This is a genomic window from Flavobacterium sp. 38 (genome assembly GCF_057799715.1).
Window position 1 is genome coordinate 1150897 of the sequence record NZ_JBYNWZ010000001.1, and the last position, 17118, is coordinate 1168014.

The window sequence follows — 17118 nt, forward strand, 5'->3', positions numbered from 1 at the left end:
TTGATTAGATGAAAATAAATTAAAATGGAACAAAACGAATTATATCCAATATTTCTAAAGCTTCACAATTTAAATGCGCTAATTGTAGGCGGTGGAAATGTAGGTCTGGAAAAGCTTTCTTTCTTGCTGAAATCAAGTCCGAATGCAAATGTTGAGGTAGTAGCAAAAGAATTTCATTTAGAAATAAAAGTTCTCGCAGAGCAGCATCCTTCGATAAAATTGACAAAATCGAAGTTTAAAAAGAAAATGCTCAAAAAGCGCCACATGGTAATTGCTTGTACAGACAATCTTGAAGTAAATAAAAGAGTGTACGACTTGGCCAGAAAGCGTTATTTGATTTGCAATATTGCCGACACACCAGATTTATGCGATTATTATTTGGGCGGAATCGTAACAAAAGGAAATGTAAAAATTGCCATTTCGACCAACGGAAAATCACCTACAACAGCCAAAAGGCTTCGTGAGTTTTTCGAAGAAGTAATTCCGGAAGACATCAATCAAATGGTTGAGAACCTGAACGAATACCGAAAAACGCTCAAAGGTAATTTTGAAGAGAAGGTTAAACGAATGAATGAGATCACTTCTTCATTAAAAAATAAAGAATAAAAAAAGTTCCAGAGGAACGACCAATTTTGTAGCCTCGGGTTTTAACCCGAGGATGCGAAGGAACGGACAATTTTGTATCGTCGGGTTTTAACCCGATGTAAAAGGTCATTAAAATAGAGAGTAAAAAGGTTTCGGAAAGAAATAAATGATAAAAATCATTGAAAGTACAAGGATTTATTCGTTTCTTTGCGTTATTAAGAATGATTATAAACAACACCATAATGATTAAAACAGATATACTTATAATTGGAGCAGGACCAACAGGTTTATTTGCCGTTTTCGAGGCAGGATTATTAAAATTGAAATGTCACATCTTAGATGCTTTACCGCAAGCAGGAGGACAGCTTTCAGAATTATATCCTAAGAAGCCAATTTATGATATTCCTGGATTCCCAGAAGTTTTAGCTGGAGACCTAATCGACGGACTAATGGAGCAAATCAAACAATTTGAGCCAGGTTTTACTTTAGGAGAGCGTGCAGAAACAATCGAAAAACAAGAAGACGGAACTTTTATCGTAACGTCTAATAAAGGAACTAAATTCCACGCGCCAGTTATCGCTATCGCAGGAGGTTTAGGAAGTTTTGAGCCTCGTAAGCCGCTTATTGAAGATATCGAGTTTTATGAAGATAAAGGAGTAAAATACTTCATCAAAAATCCTGAGAAATTTAGAGATAAAAGAGTTGTTATTGCAGGAGGAGGAGATTCAGCATTAGACTGGTCAATTTTCTTAGCAAACGTAGCTTCAGAAGTAACTTTAATTCACAGAAGAAATGAATTTAGAGGAGCTTTAGATTCTGTAGAAAAAGTACAGGAATTAAAATCAGCTGGAAAAATAAAATTAATTACTCCGGCAGAAGTAATCGGAATCAACGGTGCAGAGCACGTAGAATCTCTAGATATTGAAGAAAACGGAGCACACCGTAAAATAGATTGTGACTATTTCATTCCACTTTTCGGATTAACACCAAAATTAGGTCCAATTGGAGACTGGGGATTAGAAATCGAGAAAAATGCGATTAAAGTAAACAATGCTTTAGATTACCAAACAAATATTCCAGGAATCTTCGCTATTGGAGATATCAATACGTATCCAGGAAAATTAAAATTAATCCTTTGCGGATTCCACGAAGCAACATTAATGTGTCAAGCAGCGTATGGAATCATCAATCCAGGTAAAAAATACGTATTGAAATATACAACAGTTTCTGGAGTAGACGGTTTCGATGGAACACGTAAAGAAGCGCCAAAAGCGGTTGTGAAAGCAATCGTATAAGCTTCTAAGGTGCTGAGATACTAAGCTACTAAGGTTTTTATATAGCAAGCCCAAACTTTTAAAGTTTGGGCTTTTTTTATTAAACGAAATTTTAACTCAGGAGCTTAGCAACTTAGAACCTTAGTAGCTAAAAAAAACTTATCTTTGTGTTTATATAAATTTTGATTATCATGAATTTAGAAGCTAGAAAGTATCAATTTATCCAAAAGTTGGTTAAGGTAGAAGATGAAAGTGTATTGGAAAAACTAGAATTGGTATTGAAGGCAAATCAAAACGATTGGTTTGACGATTTATCCAAATCAGAACAAGATGAAATCCAATTAGGAATAGAACAAGCTGATAAAGGAGAATTAACTAGCCACGAAGACGTGATGAAAAGATTCTCAAAATGGCATTAAAAATTTTATGGACAGCTCAAGCCATAAAAGGTTTTGACAAAGTTGTTGATTACTTAGAAGCAAAATGGACAGCTAGAGAAATTTTGAATCTTGAAAATAATATTCAACAAGTTGTTAATCAGATTAAAATTAATCCCGAACAATTTCCAAAATCTCTCAAGAAAAAATCATTACACAAAGCAATTATAGATAAAAATAATTATTTGGTTTACAGAGTGATTCAAGAAAGTGAAACCGTAGAGATTATTAATTTTAGAGGAACAAAGCAGAAACCTAAACACTAAAAGTAAGAAAATATAGTTAAGCCCAAACTTTTTAAAAGTTGGGGCTTTTTTTATTTATCATTTTGTAGAATCCCAGAGGGATGACATATTTATAGAACAGAAATGGATACCCATTAGATAGCTCCAGCGGAGCGATATTATCTAAATAATGTGTCGCTCCGCTGGAGCTTTTATCGGATGGTTAAAATATTTTCTATAAATATTATTCTCTTCAAGAGCATATATTAAACAATCAAATTCAAACATTGCCCACGGTTTCAACAGTGGGTACGCAATGCAAATCACGCTACGTAAATTAAACACGTTTCCCACGGTTGAAACCGTGGGCAATGTTCTAAAATCTTTGTGTTTGCAAAACTAAATAAATCAAAATATAGATTTTTCACCTTAGTCCCTTAGAACCTTAGCGCCTCAGAAGCTTAAAAAAACATCACATTAACTTAATCTTATTTCCTTTGACCCGACATAATGAGATGCTAGCTTTGCATTGTAAAATAATATTTTGAAGAATCAATATAAAGTGCTAACTTTAAGAATGTATTAAAAATTATCTACTATGAGCAAATGGGATGAAGAAACACTACTCGAAGAAAAGTCCAAAAATGACAACGAAATGAAAATGACAGATAATGAATTTACAGATCATCAAGAAGTCATGGACACATTTCTTAATTGGGACAGAAGTTTTTAAAAAGCTTTCTGATAAAAGAACAACACGCTCAAATTTATTGAGTCGACAGCAAAAAAATAGACAAAAGCTCAAACTTTATTTATAAGTTTGAGCTTTTCGTTTTTAACCTTTGAACCTTGGTAGCTTAGCAACTTACTCGCTTTGCAAAAAAACTTAGAACCTCAGAACCTTAGCAGCTCAGAATCTTAAAAAAAACTTGCAATTACCGCCTTTATGTCGTTACTTTGCAGCGTTCATAATTTTATTGAAAGTTATCACGAAAGGCGGAGGGATAGACCCAATGAAACCTTAGCAACCCTTTACCATAAAGAAGGTGCTAAATTCTACTTTATACTGTAAACACAGTAACTAAGATAGATAACACAAATACAAGCAGTATTTCTCAAAACTTTTCCTGACAACATTACAACATAATTTCACTGAAATAACATTTAGTGAAAGGAGCGAATCATGGGCGCATTTTTGCCGTCATGGGTTCCCGCTGTCCGCAATATCTTTTATTCTGAACCCCAGAATAAAAGGATATTTGCTCCCATCGGGGCTAAAAAGCCATCAATTGTGAACTTTTAGAAACAAAAAAATCAACATAACGAATAAACCCGACAGGTTTTAAAACCTGTCGGGTTTAAAATCGAAAGTAGAATTAAAAAAGCTTAGCAACTTAGCGCCTTAGTGTCTTAGCAGCTAACAACAAAAAAATATGTCAACAATACAACAAGCAATAAAAGAAAGAATCCTGATTCTAGACGGAGCAATGGGAACCATGTTACAACGCTACAACTTCTCAGAAGAAGATTTCCGTGGCGAACGTTTCAAAGACTTTCCACATCCGTTAAAAGGAAATAACGATTTATTATCACTTACACAACCACATGCAATACGTGCTGTACACGCTGCGTATTACGAAGCAGGAGCAGATATCGTAGAAACCAACACTTTCTCTGGAACTACAATCGGTATGGCCGATTATTTCATGGAAGATTTGGTTTACGAATTAAACTACGAATCAGCAAGAATCGCCCGTGAAGTAGCCGACGAATTCACAGCTAAAAATCCAGCAAAGCCACGTTTCGTAGCCGGTTCAATTGGGCCAACAAACCGTACGGCAAGTATGTCACCAGACGTAAACGATCCGGGTTACAGAGCCGTAACATTTGACGATTTAAGAATTGCTTACAAACAACAAGTTGAAGCCCTATTAGATGGCGGTTGCGACTTACTTTTAGTAGAAACCATTTTCGATACTTTAAACGCAAAAGCAGCACTTTTTGCAATCGAAGAAGTAAAAGACGAACGCAATATCGATGTGCCAATTATGGTTTCAGGAACGATTACCGACGCTTCAGGAAGAACACTTTCTGGACAAACCGTTGAGGCATTTCTGATTTCAGTTTCGCATATTCCGTTATTGAGCGTTGGTTTCAATTGCGCTTTAGGAGCCGATTTGTTGAAACCATATTTAAAAACATTAGCACAGCATACAAGTTTTAATGTTTCAGCGCATCCAAATGCAGGATTACCAAACGCATTCGGACAATACGATGAAACACCAGAACAAACTCAGGTTTTCATCAGAGAATATTTAGAAGATAATTTAATTAATATCATCGGTGGTTGTTGCGGAACAACGCCAGATCATATCCGATTAATGGCTGAGGTTGCGAAGGATTATAAGCCTAGAGTGGCACCGGTTTTAGAGTAACGTTTCGTTTCCTGCAAGGTTTTCAAAACCTTGTAGGTATGATTTGTTGATGTATAAAGAGTACAAACCTACAAGGTTTTGAAAACCTTGCAGGTTAGCCAAAAGCAAAAAAAGTTCCGTAGGAACGACCGATTTTGTAGCAACGGAATTTATTCCGTTGAAGAGACGATCGAAGAAATGAGTTTCATAGGAACGGTGCATATAATATTCATCCGCTGACGCGAGCTTCCAGCTCGTGCCTACAAAGTAAGATTTAAGATAAAAATAGCATTGAACGTGCACGAGCGTGACGCTCGCGCCAGCAAAAGAAAAATATTAAAGTTTCGGAGAAATATAATTTATTATGAAACCGAGTTTGCGTGAGGGATAGAAGTGGAAAGCCCACAGCCTGACGAAGGAAGAGCGAGGACTTGCAACGGATAGCCCGACCCGCTTTTTTCAAGCGGGACACGCCCAAAATAAAAATGAAAACATAAATACCTACAAGGTTTCAAAAACCTTGCAGGAAAGAAATAAAGAATAAGAATAAAAACTCAGAACCTAAGAAGATTAGGAACTTAGTACCTTAAAGAAAATGACTGAAAAAAGAAGAGACCTTGTATTATCAGGATTAGAACCGTTGATTATTACGCCCGAAAGTGTTTTTGTAAACGTTGGGGAGCGTACGAATGTAACGGGTTCGCGAAAATTCCTTCGATTAATCAAGGAAGAGAAGTATGATGAGGCACTTGATATCGCAAGACAGCAGGTAGAAGGAGGAGCGCAGATTATCGATATCAATATGGATGAAGGAATGTTGGATGGTGTAACGGCCATGACTAAATTCATGAATTTAATTGCAGCAGAACCAGATATTTCGAGAGTGCCGATTATGATCGACAGTTCGAAATGGGAAATTATCGAAGCGGGATTAAAAGTAGTTCAGGGAAAAAGTGTTGTAAACTCCATTTCGTTAAAAGAAGGAGAAGAAGCTTTTATTCATCATGCAAAATTAATCAAACGTTACGGTGCGGCAGCGATTGTGATGGCTTTTGACGAAGTTGGTCAGGCAGATAATTACGATCGAAGAGTCGAGATTTGTCAGCGTTCGTATGATATTTTGGTAAACAAAGTAAATTTTCCGCCTCAGGATATCATTTTCGATTTGAATATTTTTCCGGTAGCAACCGGAATGGAAGAGCACAGATTGAATGCATTGGACTTCTTTAGAGGGACAAAATGGGTTCGTGAAAACCTTCCACACGCGCATATCAGTGGTGGAGTGAGTAACGTTTCGTTTTCATTTAGAGGAAATGATGTCGTACGTGAAGCGATGCACTCGGTTTTCTTGTACCACGCGATCAAAAATGGAATGACGATGGGAATCGTAAACCCAGAAATGTTGACGATTTACGATGATATTCCGAAAGATTTATTAGAACACGTTGAAGACGTAATTTTAGATAGACGCGACGATGCGACAGAACGACTTTTAGATTTTGCAGAAAATGTAAAAGGCGAAGTAAAAAGTGACGAAAAAGCGGTTCAGGAATGGCGTTTAGGATCGGTTCAGGATCGTATTACACACTCTTTGGTAAAAGGGATTGATGCTTTTATTGAAGAAGATGTAGAAGAAGCACGTCTGGCAGCGACAAAACCAATTGAAGTTATCGAAATCAATTTGATGGCTGGAATGAATGTGGTAGGAGATTTATTCGGAAGCGGAAAGATGTTCTTACCTCAGGTTGTAAAATCGGCTCGTGTAATGAAAAAAGCGGTGGCTTATTTATTGCCTTTTATTGAAGAAAGCAAACAAGCTGGTGACAAACAAGGAAACGGAAAAATCCTGATGGCGACTGTAAAAGGCGACGTTCATGATATTGGAAAAAACATCGTTTCGGTAGTTTTGGCTTGTAATAATTACGAGATTGTTGACTTAGGTGTAATGGTTCCTCCGGAGAAAATCATTGCAGCGGCGATTGAACATGAAGTAGACATTATCGGTCTAAGCGGACTAATCACGCCTTCGCTTGACGAAATGGTTTATTTGGCCAAAGAATTAGATAAACAAGGAATTAAAATCCCGATTATGATTGGTGGGGCAACCACTTCACGCGCGCATACAGCCGTGAAAATTGCGCCTCAATACAGAGAAACGGTAATTCACGTAAACGATGCTTCTAGAGCCGTTACCGTTGCCGGAAACCTGTTAGATCATAACCGAAAAATATATGCAGCTGATATTCGTGCAGAATATGACAATTTCAGAGAAACATTTTTAAATCGTTCGAGAGATAAAAATTTCTTGACAATTGAAGATGCCCGTAAAAACAAATTGCAATTGGACTGGAGTGAATATACTCCGACGAAACCGAAGAAAATTGGTGCACAAGTCGTTGAAGTGGAACTAGATGTTTTGGTTCCGTATATCGACTGGACACCATTTTTCCAGACTTGGGAATTGTATGGAAAATATCCAGCGATTTTAACCGATGAGGTTGTGGGTGAACAAGCAACTTCTGTTTTCAACGATGCTCAAGCAATGCTGAAAGTGATTTTGGAAGAGAAAAAACTAAAAGCAAAAGGTATTTACGGAATTTTCCCTTGCAATCAAGTTGACGACGATGATATCGAATTGCGCGATGAAAACGGAAAAGTTTTGGAGAAGTTTTTGACTTTAAGAGTACAATCTCAAAAAACAAAAGGCGCACCAAATCCCGCTTTAGCCGATTTTATTCTGCCAAAAGAAAGCGGTATCGATGATTATATGGGAGCTTTCTGCGTAACAACAGGTTTTGGAGTTGACGAATGGGCTGCAGAATACGAAAAGAATCTTGACGATTATAATTCCATTATGGTTAAAGCGCTTGCCGATCGTTTTGCTGAGGCTTTCGCCGAATATCTTCACGAGAGAGTGCGTAAAGATTTCTGGGGTTACGACTCAGAAGAGTCTTTAACTAACGAAGAATTAATTAAAGAATCTTATAAAGGAATCCGTCCGGCTCCAGGCTATCCTGCTTGTCCAGATCACTTGGAGAAACCAACGATTTGGAAGCTTTTGGATGTTGAAAAACAAACGGGAGTGAAGTTGACAGAAAGTATGGCGATGTGGCCAGCTTCTTCGGTTTCGGGATATTATTTCGGAAATCCGAAAAGCCGATATTTTGGTCTCGGAAAAATAAAAGAAGATCAGGTGACAGATTACGCTAAACGCCGAAATGTGCCACTAGAATACGCTCAAAAATGGTTAAATCCTAATATAGCAGACTAACAAAGTTATTTTAGTTTCATGTTTAAAGTTTCAAGTTTACTGTAGAGAACTTGAAACCTGAAACCTGAAACTTTAAAACCAAAAATAAAGAATGAAAGTAACAGAACATATAGAAAACGCCAAAGGAAAAACATTATTCTCATTTGAAATTATTCCGCCTCAAAAGGGGAAAAGCATTCAGGAATTATACGATAATATCGATCCGTTGATGGAGTTTAATCCGCCGTTTATTGATGTAACGACTTCTCGCGAAGAATACATTTACATTGATAAAGGAAACGGACTTTTAGACAAAAAACTGACTCGTATGCGTCCTGGAACGCTTGGAATTTGCGCTTCTATAAAACATAAATACAATGTCGATACAGTTCCGCATTTGCTTTGCGGCGGTTTTACCAAAGAAGAAACCGAATATGTGCTGGTTGATTGTCATTATTTAGGAATCAATAACGTAATGGCGCTTCGCGGCGATGCTATGAAAGATGAACAGTCTTTTACGCCAAAAGCAGGCGGAAATCATTATGCAATTGATTTAGTAAAACAAATTAAAAATTTAAACTGCGGACAATACTTGCACGAAGTAATCGATACCGATAATAGAGCTGATTTCTGTATTGGAGTTGCAGGTTATCCAGAAAAACATTTAGAATCTCCTTCTTTACAATCGGATTTAAAAAGATTAAAAGAAAAGGTTGATGCAGGAGCTGATTATGTGGTAACGCAGATGTTTTTTGATAATGCTAAATATTTTGCTTTCGTAGAAAAAGCAAGAGAAATGGGGATCACAATTCCAATTATTCCTGGAATTAAGCCAATTGCAGTTCAAAGACATTTACAAGTTTTACCACAAATTTTTAGAATCGATTTGCCAGAAGATTTAATCGATGCGGTAGACAAATGCAAAAATAACGCTGAAATCAAACAAGTCGGAATCGAGTGGGCGGTTCAGCAGTCATTGGAGTTAAAAGCAGCTGGAGTTCCATTTTTACACTATTATTCAATGGGTAAATCGGAGAATATCAGACAGATTGCTAGTCAGGTTTTTTAACGTCATTGCGAGGAACGAAGCAAGCTCACGAGGTATTTTCTTTGCTGATTTTGTAAATGTGGTTGCTTCGTTCCTCGCAATGACAAACATAACGTGGAATTGTTTAATTTAGAAGTTTAAAATTTTCATATCATGAAAGACGAAGAATTACAAGCCATAGCTTCTCAATTGAAACATCCTTCTGGAGAAAAAGGAATTGAAATGGGCAATATGATGAACGAAACGAACATCACTATGACCAAACATTCCATCCAAAATTTAAATATTTTAAAAGAAAATAAAATTCTTGAATTAGGTCACGGAAACGCTGGCCATGTAGAATTTCTTTTCGAACAAGCCAAAGACTTAAAATATTACGGACTCGAAATGTCGGACTTGATGTTTCAGGAAGCACGTAAGATCAACCGAAATTTTGTTTCTCAAAAACAGGCTTTCTTTTCTCTTTATGACGGAAATAAAATTCCTTTTGAAGATGAAACTTTCGATAAAGTATTCACAGTAAATACGATTTATTTTTGGCAGAAACCAGAAGATTTACTTTCAGAAATTTACAGAGTTTTAAAACCAAATGGTAATTTCTGTCTGACTTTTGCTGAAGAAGATTTCATGAAAAAACTGCCGTTTACGCAATTTGAGTTCGAACTTTACAGCACAGAAAAAGCGCAGGATTTAATTGCAAAATCTGATTTTAAAATTGTTTACAAAGAAACTCAGACCGAAAAAATAAAAAACAAAACAGGCGAACTGGTTGACAGGGCTTTTACCACTATTGTCTTAGAAAAGTCTTTTAAATCATTTTAATCTGCGGCATTAAATTTAGTTGCTTTTAAGTACTTTCATTGTTCCATTTTGGTTTCTAAATTGTAATACTTTTAAATTATGGAAGTAAAAAAAATCAATTTTCTACAAAGTTACAGCAGTATTCTTTTACTTCTTGGCGGTATCATTATCGGCAGTATTTTCGGATTGGTGTTCGGAGAAAAAGTATTGGTAATAAAACCAATTGGAGATATTTTTCTGAACTTACTTTTTACAGCGATTATTCCATTGATTTTTTTTACGATCGGTTCTTCGATTGCCAATTTAGAACAGAAAGAAAAGCTCGGAAAATTATTCTTAATAATGATTTTGGTTTTCCTTTCGACACTTTTGATTTCGGCAATTGTAATGATTTTTGCCGTTTATCTTTTTCCAATTCATGAAGATATTGCTATAGCGAAAATTCCGTTTGAAAATGTTCAAACAGGTTCGGTAGGCGATCAGATTGCAAAGCTGGTTACTACAAACGATTTCTTCGAATTATTGTCCAGAAAAAGCATGCTGGCACTCATTATATTTTCATTTTTAATTGGTTTCGCGACTCTGCAGTCGGGAGAAAGAGGAAACGCATTTAAAAGTTTTCTGGATTCTGGAAACGAAGTCATGAAACAGCTTTTAAACATCATCATGAAATTTGCACCAATCGGACTTGGAGCTTATTTTGCGTATCAGGTTGGTATTTTCGGGCCGCAGTTGTTTGGGGTTTATGCAAAACCTATGGCAGTTTATTATGCGGCTTGTATTTTCTATTTCTTTACATTTTTCAGTTTATATGCGATTATTGCGGGCGGAAAAAGAGCTTTCAAAGTTTTTTGGAGCAATAATATTACGCCGTCTTTAACCGCTATAGGAACCTGTAGCAGTATTGCAACGATTCCAGCTAATTTGGATGCAGCACAAAAAATGGGAATTCCAGCGCATGTTCGAAATCTCGTAATTCCGCTTGGAGCGCCTTTGCACAAAGATGGATCGAGCATGTCATCTATTTTAAAAATTACTTTTCTGTTTGCCATGTTTGGAAAAGATTTCACAGAACCTTCAACAATTCTCTTGGCATTAGGAATTACCATAATTGTTTCTATTGTCGAAGGCGGAATTCCGAATGGCGGTTACATAGGAGAAGTTTTAGCTATTACGGTTTATGGATTTCCAATGGAACAAGCTTTGCCAGTAGCCATGATTTTAGGAACTTTGGTTGATCCAATTGCAACATTATTAAATGCAAACGGCGATGTAATTTCATCGATGCTGGTGTCCAGATTCTCAGAAAAAACGAAGTGGTAGCTTCACTTTAAAACACCTCAAATAATTAATTTAAAATATTTTCCTCTTATGTTAAGGCTTCGACTTTGTTCAGTCTGACAAAGAGATTTAATACTATATAATATGAATTCAATTTTACAGCAAGATCTCAATGATTTTGATACCATTTTAGAAAAAACAAAACAGCAGGGAATTGATTTTCTAAATGCTATCGAAAATATTCCAACGTCTAATACGTACACAATTGATCCAAAAAGCGTTTTAAACGAATTGGGTTTAGGTTCGATCGAAGCCTTAAAAGAGTTTAATGAAAGACTAGCGCCATTGATGGTTTCTTCTTCGGGACCAAGATATTGGGGTTTTGTTACAGGCGGTTCTACTCCGGCATCTATCGTAGGTGACTGGCTGGCGGCTGTTTACGATCAGAATACGCAGGCAGTAAAAGCACAAGGTGGGGCGTCGGCTTTTATTGAGTTTGAAACGATTCATTTATTATTACAGCTGTTAAATCTTCCAGATGACTTTTTAGGCGGATTTGTTACAGGTGCGACGATGTCAAACTTTACTTCTCTTGGCGTTGCCAGACAATGGTTTGGAGCTCAGTTTGGAAAAGATTTTGCTAAAAACGGAATTTCAGAACCCATCAATATTCTCACAGCAACTCCACATTCTTCTTCTGTAAAATGTTTGTCACTTTTAGGAATTGGAAGCCAAAATTATACGACAGTAAAAACCATTGAAGGCAATCGTGAAGCTCTTGATATTACTGATTTAGAAGAAAACATCAAGAAATTAAATGGGAAGCCTTTTATTCTAATTTCAAGCGCAGGAACAGTAAATACGGCCGATTTTGATGATTTTGAAGCGATTGCGGCTTTAAAAGAAAAATACAATTTCTGGTGGCATATCGATGGCGCTTTTGGCGGATTTGCAGCAGTTTCAGATAAATATAAGCATCTGGTAAAAGGCTGGGAAGGAGCCGACAGTATCACGATTGATTGTCATAAATGGCTGAATGTGCCTTATGAAAGTGCTTTCTTTTTAATTAAAAAAGAACATATAAACCTGCAGATTGAAACATTTCAAAATTCAAATGCGCCTTATTTAGGAAATGCTTTGGAGAATTTTAATTATCTAAATGTACTTCCTGAAAACTCTCGCCGTCTGCGTGCGCTGCCAGCGTGGTTTTCGCTTAAAGCGTATGGAAAAGAAGGTTTCAGAGATATTATTGAGAGCAGTACAGCATTAGCTTTGCACTTTGGAAATGCTTTAATAGAAAATGATTTTGAGCTTTTAGCACCAATTCGTTTAAATAATGTTTGCTTCACACTAAAAGGAGAACACAATCAGGAAAAAGTAAGCCAATTTTTGTCTGATTTGAACGATACCGGAAAAGTATTTATGACGCCGACAGTTTATCAAAACAAAAAAGGAATTAGAGCTTCATTTGTAAACTGGCGTACAACAGAAAATGATATTAAACTTGTAATTCAGGAAATGCGAGAAGTGCTTTCGAGAATATAAACTATTTAAATGTAGAAGAGCCTGTTTGAAGGAACAGGCTCTTGACTAACACAAAAAAAAACAAAAAACAAGGTATTTAAAGAACGAAACTTTATATGCGGTATGTAAATGCAATTGTCGCTATACGATTGTCCAGATCATATCTTTTATCAATAGTCGTTTGCGCAACTGCAGATTTAATGTAGAAATTATTGGTATTGAAAACATCGGTAAAATTGAGTTTGATACTTCCTTTTTTAGCTAAAACCTGTTTAGAAATTCCGATGCTGAAATCAAAGAAAGCGTCTCTCTCGTAAACGCCAAGATTCGATTTTGACTGATATTGAGCATTTCCTTCTGCTTTCAGGGTTTCTGTTATAGTAAAAGAATTCTGAACGCTTACATTTAAGGTCATTATGGGATCAATTGTGTTGCTGTTTAAAATGTCAGCCATAAATTTATTCTCAAAAACATTGAATAAAGTGTTTACAGACCACCATTTGTTCAACTCAGCTGTGTTTGTGATATTGATTCCGTAATTATATGATTTGTCAACGTTTATTTGAGTTGTAACGGTTGTATTATTGTCTGGATTATAGTTGTACACTTCTGTAAAAACATCTTTCGTGCTATTAAAATAAACAGAAGCCATAAAATTACTTTTCCAAGCATAGCCAATTTCCATAGCGTTCGTAATCTCAGGAATCAAATTTGGATTTCCCTGCGAATAATTGAAGGAATCATCGTAAAAACGAAACGGATTCAAATCAAACTGGCTTGGTCTATTGATTCTTTTACTGTAAGAAGCGTGTGCAGAATGGTTGCTGGTGAATTCATATTTTAAAGAAAGACTCGGAAACCATTTTAAATAATCATCTTTATGCTCTTCGTTTAAAGTTTTCTGATCGATATTGATTGCCGTATACTCACTTCTTAAACCAGCTTGAATGTTTAATTTTTCTAACTGAAATTTATAGTTGGCGTAAGCAGCGTAAATCTGTTCGTTGTATTCAAAATGATTGGTCGAATTAAAATCGATTAACCATTCGTTGTTTTCGTAATATTCGTAAACTGATGGATTGTCATTGTTTTTAACGCTGGCTTTAAAACCCCACTCAATAGATTGCTTTTCCTTAAACGGATTTACAAAATCAATTTTTCCGGTAAAAACTTTTAACTGAGAAGGAATATAGCCGCGACGATCGTTTACAGCAGTAGCATTCGCAGTATTATCTGCACTTTGAAATTGGTTAGATCTAAACTTAGACGTTTCATATTCAAAATCAAAATTCATATTTTTTCCTTCGTCATTAAATTTATGCGTACCAGAAAAAGCATACGTATAATCGTTCCATTTTTCTTTGCTGTCGTTATACGTTAAAGCATCAAAAATAGGCTGGTTTGAAGTATTAAGAACCGTATTGGTTCCGTCGGCCATATTTTCATAGCGTCCGATTTTAGCATCTACATAAAACTCTAAATTAGTTTTAGGAGAAACTTCATATTGCGTTCCAATTTTGAAATTATTAGAAGTAAGAGGCTCATCTGTAATAGAGGTCTGATGATTTGTAGACGCAATTTGCTGATGCGTAAGATCTGTATATTGAGTCTGATTGAATTTTTTACGCTCTTCTTCGCCACGGAAAGTATAACTGTAATTTCCGAAAACGCCCCATTTATCTTTATTATAATTTAAATTAAAACCAGAATTGGTTCTGTTTTTACGTCCTCTTCCGTAACTGGCAAATGCAGTTCCTTTTAAGCCTTCAGCATTTGGTTTCTTTAGAATGATATTAATAATACCAGCTTTTCCTGCCGCATCGTATTTAGAAGAAGGATTAGTAATTACTTCAATTTGTTTAATATTGGATGAAGTTGTAGCTTTTAAATAATTGGCTAATTCTTTTTGAGAAAGCTGTGTCAATTTACCATTGATCATTACCGCAACACCTTGCTGACCGCGAATAGATAAATCGCCATCTTGAGATACCACAACGCCAGGCGCACGCGATAAAACATCAAGAGCTGTTCCGCCTTCAGAAACGATGCTGTTTTCTACATTAAAAACAAGACGATCTGATTTTTGAGTGTAAAGTACTTTCTTCTTACTAATCACAATTTCATCTAAAGCATTTATAGTTGTTTCAACAATACTGTCAGTTTCTTTTTCTGTTTGAGAATATCCATATACCGAAAAAGCAAGCATTATGGAGGTTATAATATTTTTCATGCTGTTTTAAATTTGGCGATTCTAACCGAGGCTAGAACATAATCTTGTAATTTTTAAATCAGAATTTATTGCAGTACAATTTGTTCTAATTTGTCTGAAAACCTTTTTTGAAGATTTATCGATTGATTTGAAACAGTTGAAATAAGTTTTTTTAGGATAAGGAGTGTACGTAACATACCGTGGCATTTAAAATTTGATTTGCCAAATATAATACTATTTATAACAAGTCTAAATAAAAATAATAATTATTTTTTAAAGAAAAAAGATAATTGACTGATTTATAGAGAAAAGAATGAAAAGAAAAATAAAAAAGCGGTTTTGTTTTACGTTCAAAACAAACCGCTTTTTCATAAAAAACTTGAAATCTAAGTAGCTTAGAAGCTTAGCAACTTAGAACCTTATTTTGTAATTTCTCTAAATACAGCTTCCAGATTTTTATTTTTCTGATTCAATTGTAGTGTTTTTAATCCATTTGCGTTGGCAAAGTCAAAAATAGCTGGTCGCATATCTTTTTCGGTAATAAAAGTCAGTTCCCATGTCATGTCATGAGTATTTACGTACGAAGAAATGTTTTCTAGTTTAGCCAACAGTTGTTCTTCAACTTTGTAATCGAACTCAACTTCAATAACTTGCTCTTTATCGGCAGTAACCAAATGGTCTAATTTATTGTCGGCAACAATTTGTCCTTTGTCAATAATTATGACACGATCGCAAATCGCTTCAACTTCTTGCATAATGTGTGTCGATAAAAAAACTGTTTTATTTTTTCCAGCATTTTTAATCACATTACGAATTTCCATTAACTGGTTAGGATCCAGTCCGGTAGTTGGTTCGTCCAAAATTAAAACTTCTGGATCGTGAAGCAAAGCATTTGCTAATCCAACACGTTGGCGGTATCCTTTAGAGAGCTGGCCAATTTTTTTATGGCTTTCTGGTGTCAGTCCTGTCAGTTGAATTACCTCTTCAATTCTTGATTTTGACACGTTATAAACATCAGCATTAAATGCCAAATACTCACGAACATACAAATCTAAATATAACGGATTGTGTTCTGGCAAGTAACCGATAGAGCGTTGAACTTCCTTTTGATTTGTCATGACATCGTGACTATTTACAAGGGCTGAGCCTTCGTCTGCCAATAAATAAGTGGTCAAAATTTTCATTAAAGTAGATTTTCCTGCTCCATTTGGACCTAAAAATCCAACAATTTCTCCTTTCTTAATCGAAAATGAAATTGAATTTAATGCTTTTTGTGTTCCGTAACTTTTTGATATGTTGTTTACTTCTATTGACATGGACTTTTTATTTGCTACAAAAGTAACGAGAATTCCTTTCGATTGCTACATTTTGGCTTTTAAAGTATTTCTTAAAAAAAATATAAAGTTCCCAATTCACGGCACTGTTGTTGTTAAAGGAAACATAAATTTTAAATAAAAGCCCAAATGAAAAAAATGTTAGTGATAGCTGCTTTAGCTATCTGCAGTTTTGCAAACGCACAAAAAGGAACAGTATTAGTAGGTGGAAACATCGGATACACTTCTGAAACTACTGACTTCAATGTTGGTGAAAGAAAAACAAACGAATTTAGTTTTTCTCCAAAAGTAGGTTACCAATTCCACGAAAACTGGACTGTTGGAGGTGAATTTACAGTTGCGTCTTCAAAAGATGATCAAGGAGTAAACGAATACAAAACAAACACTTCTAAATTTGGTGCATTTGTACGTTATACAATGCCATTAAGCCAAACTTTCTCTGTTTTTGCAGATTTAGGAGCTGGTTTCCAAAACAGAACTGAAAAAGACTACGTTGGAAACAACTATTCTAAAGCTAAAGCTGACGGAATGTACATTGGCGTTGTTCCTGCTCTTTTCATCAACATGCAAAAAGGTTTTGGTCTTAACTTCAGTATCGGTGGATTGTCTTACGATACATTAAGCTACGATAACAATGGTCCAGATGTAAACAGATTTAACTTCAACTTCGGACAAACATTTAACATTGGAATTTCTAAAAACTTCTAATCTTAAGTTTTATATTCAATTTCAGAAAG

The 17118-nt window shown here is 35.6% G+C and carries 15 protein-coding genes and 1 riboswitch; of the genes, 12 read left to right on the forward strand and 3 right to left on the reverse strand.

Features of this window, described 5'->3' with window-relative positions; all coding sequences use genetic code 11:
• The first annotated feature begins 24 nt into the window (after positions 1-24).
• From AC3E9W_RS05000 to AC3E9W_RS05025, 6 genes are all read left to right on the forward strand, one after another.
• Entirely contained in the window at positions 25-606 is a 582-nt protein-coding gene (locus tag AC3E9W_RS05000; RefSeq protein WP_488767248.1) for a precorrin-2 dehydrogenase/sirohydrochlorin ferrochelatase family protein, read from the forward strand.
• Positions 607-827: 221 nt separating this feature from the next.
• Positions 828-1880, forward strand: coding sequence for an NAD(P)/FAD-dependent oxidoreductase (locus AC3E9W_RS05005; protein ID WP_345142612.1), 1053 nt, complete (start codon positions 828-830; stop codon positions 1878-1880).
• Between the two features lie 170 nt (positions 1881-2050).
• Positions 2051-2278 carry a hypothetical protein gene (locus AC3E9W_RS05010; RefSeq protein ID WP_488767250.1) on the forward strand — a complete coding sequence of 76 codons (228 nt, stop codon included), beginning with the start codon at positions 2051-2053 and terminating at the stop codon, positions 2276-2278.
• Positions 2269-2562 (forward strand): type II toxin-antitoxin system RelE/ParE family toxin, encoded by a 294-nt coding sequence (locus AC3E9W_RS05015; protein ID WP_306155821.1) that lies wholly within the window; start codon positions 2269-2271, stop codon positions 2560-2562. The genes AC3E9W_RS05010 and AC3E9W_RS05015 overlap by 10 nt, the downstream gene beginning before the upstream one ends.
• 556 nt (positions 2563-3118) lie before the next feature.
• Positions 3119-3253: a hypothetical protein gene (locus tag AC3E9W_RS05020; protein ID WP_262700154.1), complete on the forward strand. Its 135-nt coding sequence runs from the start codon at positions 3119-3121 to the stop codon at positions 3251-3253.
• A gap of 248 nt (positions 3254-3501) precedes the next feature.
• Positions 3502-3617: riboswitch (SAM riboswitch) on the forward strand.
• Positions 3618-3953: 336 nt separating this feature from the next.
• The gene (locus AC3E9W_RS05025; protein WP_488767253.1) at positions 3954-4955 is read left to right on the forward strand and encodes a homocysteine S-methyltransferase family protein; all 1002 of its coding nucleotides are present in this window, start codon (positions 3954-3956) and stop codon (positions 4953-4955) included.
• Here AC3E9W_RS05025 and AC3E9W_RS05030 read toward each other — a convergent pair.
• Complete coding sequence (locus tag AC3E9W_RS05030; RefSeq protein ID WP_488767254.1) at positions 4947-5156, reverse strand: hypothetical protein; 210 nt, start codon at positions 5154-5156, stop codon at positions 4947-4949. The genes AC3E9W_RS05025 and AC3E9W_RS05030 overlap by 9 nt on opposite strands.
• Positions 5157-5529: 373 nt before the next feature.
• On the opposite strand from AC3E9W_RS05030, the gene metH reads away from it, so the two are divergent.
• The 5 genes from metH to AC3E9W_RS05055 all read left to right on the forward strand — a co-directional run bounded on the left by metH (position 5530) and on the right by AC3E9W_RS05055 (position 12859).
• A complete protein-coding gene (gene metH / locus AC3E9W_RS05035; RefSeq protein WP_488767256.1) occupies positions 5530-8205 on the forward strand; it encodes a methionine synthase in 2676 nt (891 codons plus the stop codon).
• A gap of 91 nt (positions 8206-8296) precedes the next feature.
• A complete protein-coding gene (gene metF, locus AC3E9W_RS05040; protein ID WP_488767258.1) occupies positions 8297-9253 on the forward strand; it encodes a methylenetetrahydrofolate reductase [NAD(P)H] in 957 nt (318 codons plus the stop codon).
• Between the two features lie 132 nt (positions 9254-9385).
• Complete coding sequence (locus tag AC3E9W_RS05045) at positions 9386-10054, forward strand: class I SAM-dependent methyltransferase (protein WP_488767259.1); 669 nt, start codon at positions 9386-9388, stop codon at positions 10052-10054.
• Between the two features lie 78 nt (positions 10055-10132).
• The gene (locus AC3E9W_RS05050) at positions 10133-11356 is read left to right on the forward strand and encodes a dicarboxylate/amino acid:cation symporter (protein ID WP_488767261.1); all 1224 of its coding nucleotides are present in this window, start codon (positions 10133-10135) and stop codon (positions 11354-11356) included.
• A 102-nt stretch (positions 11357-11458) separates the two neighbouring features.
• Positions 11459-12859: a pyridoxal phosphate-dependent decarboxylase family protein gene (locus AC3E9W_RS05055; protein WP_488767262.1), complete on the forward strand. Its 1401-nt coding sequence runs from the start codon at positions 11459-11461 to the stop codon at positions 12857-12859.
• Between the two features lie 91 nt (positions 12860-12950).
• On the opposite strand, the gene AC3E9W_RS05060 is transcribed toward AC3E9W_RS05055, so the two are convergent.
• Positions 12951-15068 carry a TonB-dependent receptor domain-containing protein gene (locus AC3E9W_RS05060; RefSeq protein ID WP_488767264.1) on the reverse strand — a complete coding sequence of 706 codons (2118 nt, stop codon included), beginning with the start codon at positions 15066-15068 and terminating at the stop codon, positions 12951-12953.
• A gap of 398 nt (positions 15069-15466) precedes the next feature.
• Positions 15467-16363 carry a gliding motility-associated ABC transporter ATP-binding subunit GldA gene (gene gldA / locus AC3E9W_RS05065; protein ID WP_488767266.1) on the reverse strand — a complete coding sequence of 299 codons (897 nt, stop codon included), beginning with the start codon at positions 16361-16363 and terminating at the stop codon, positions 15467-15469.
• A 147-nt stretch (positions 16364-16510) separates the two neighbouring features.
• Here gldA and AC3E9W_RS05070 point away from each other — a divergent pair, with 147 nt between their 5' ends.
• Entirely contained in the window at positions 16511-17089 is a 579-nt protein-coding gene (locus AC3E9W_RS05070) for an outer membrane beta-barrel protein (RefSeq protein WP_306155830.1), read from the forward strand.
• Positions 17090-17118: the final 29 nt, after the last annotated feature.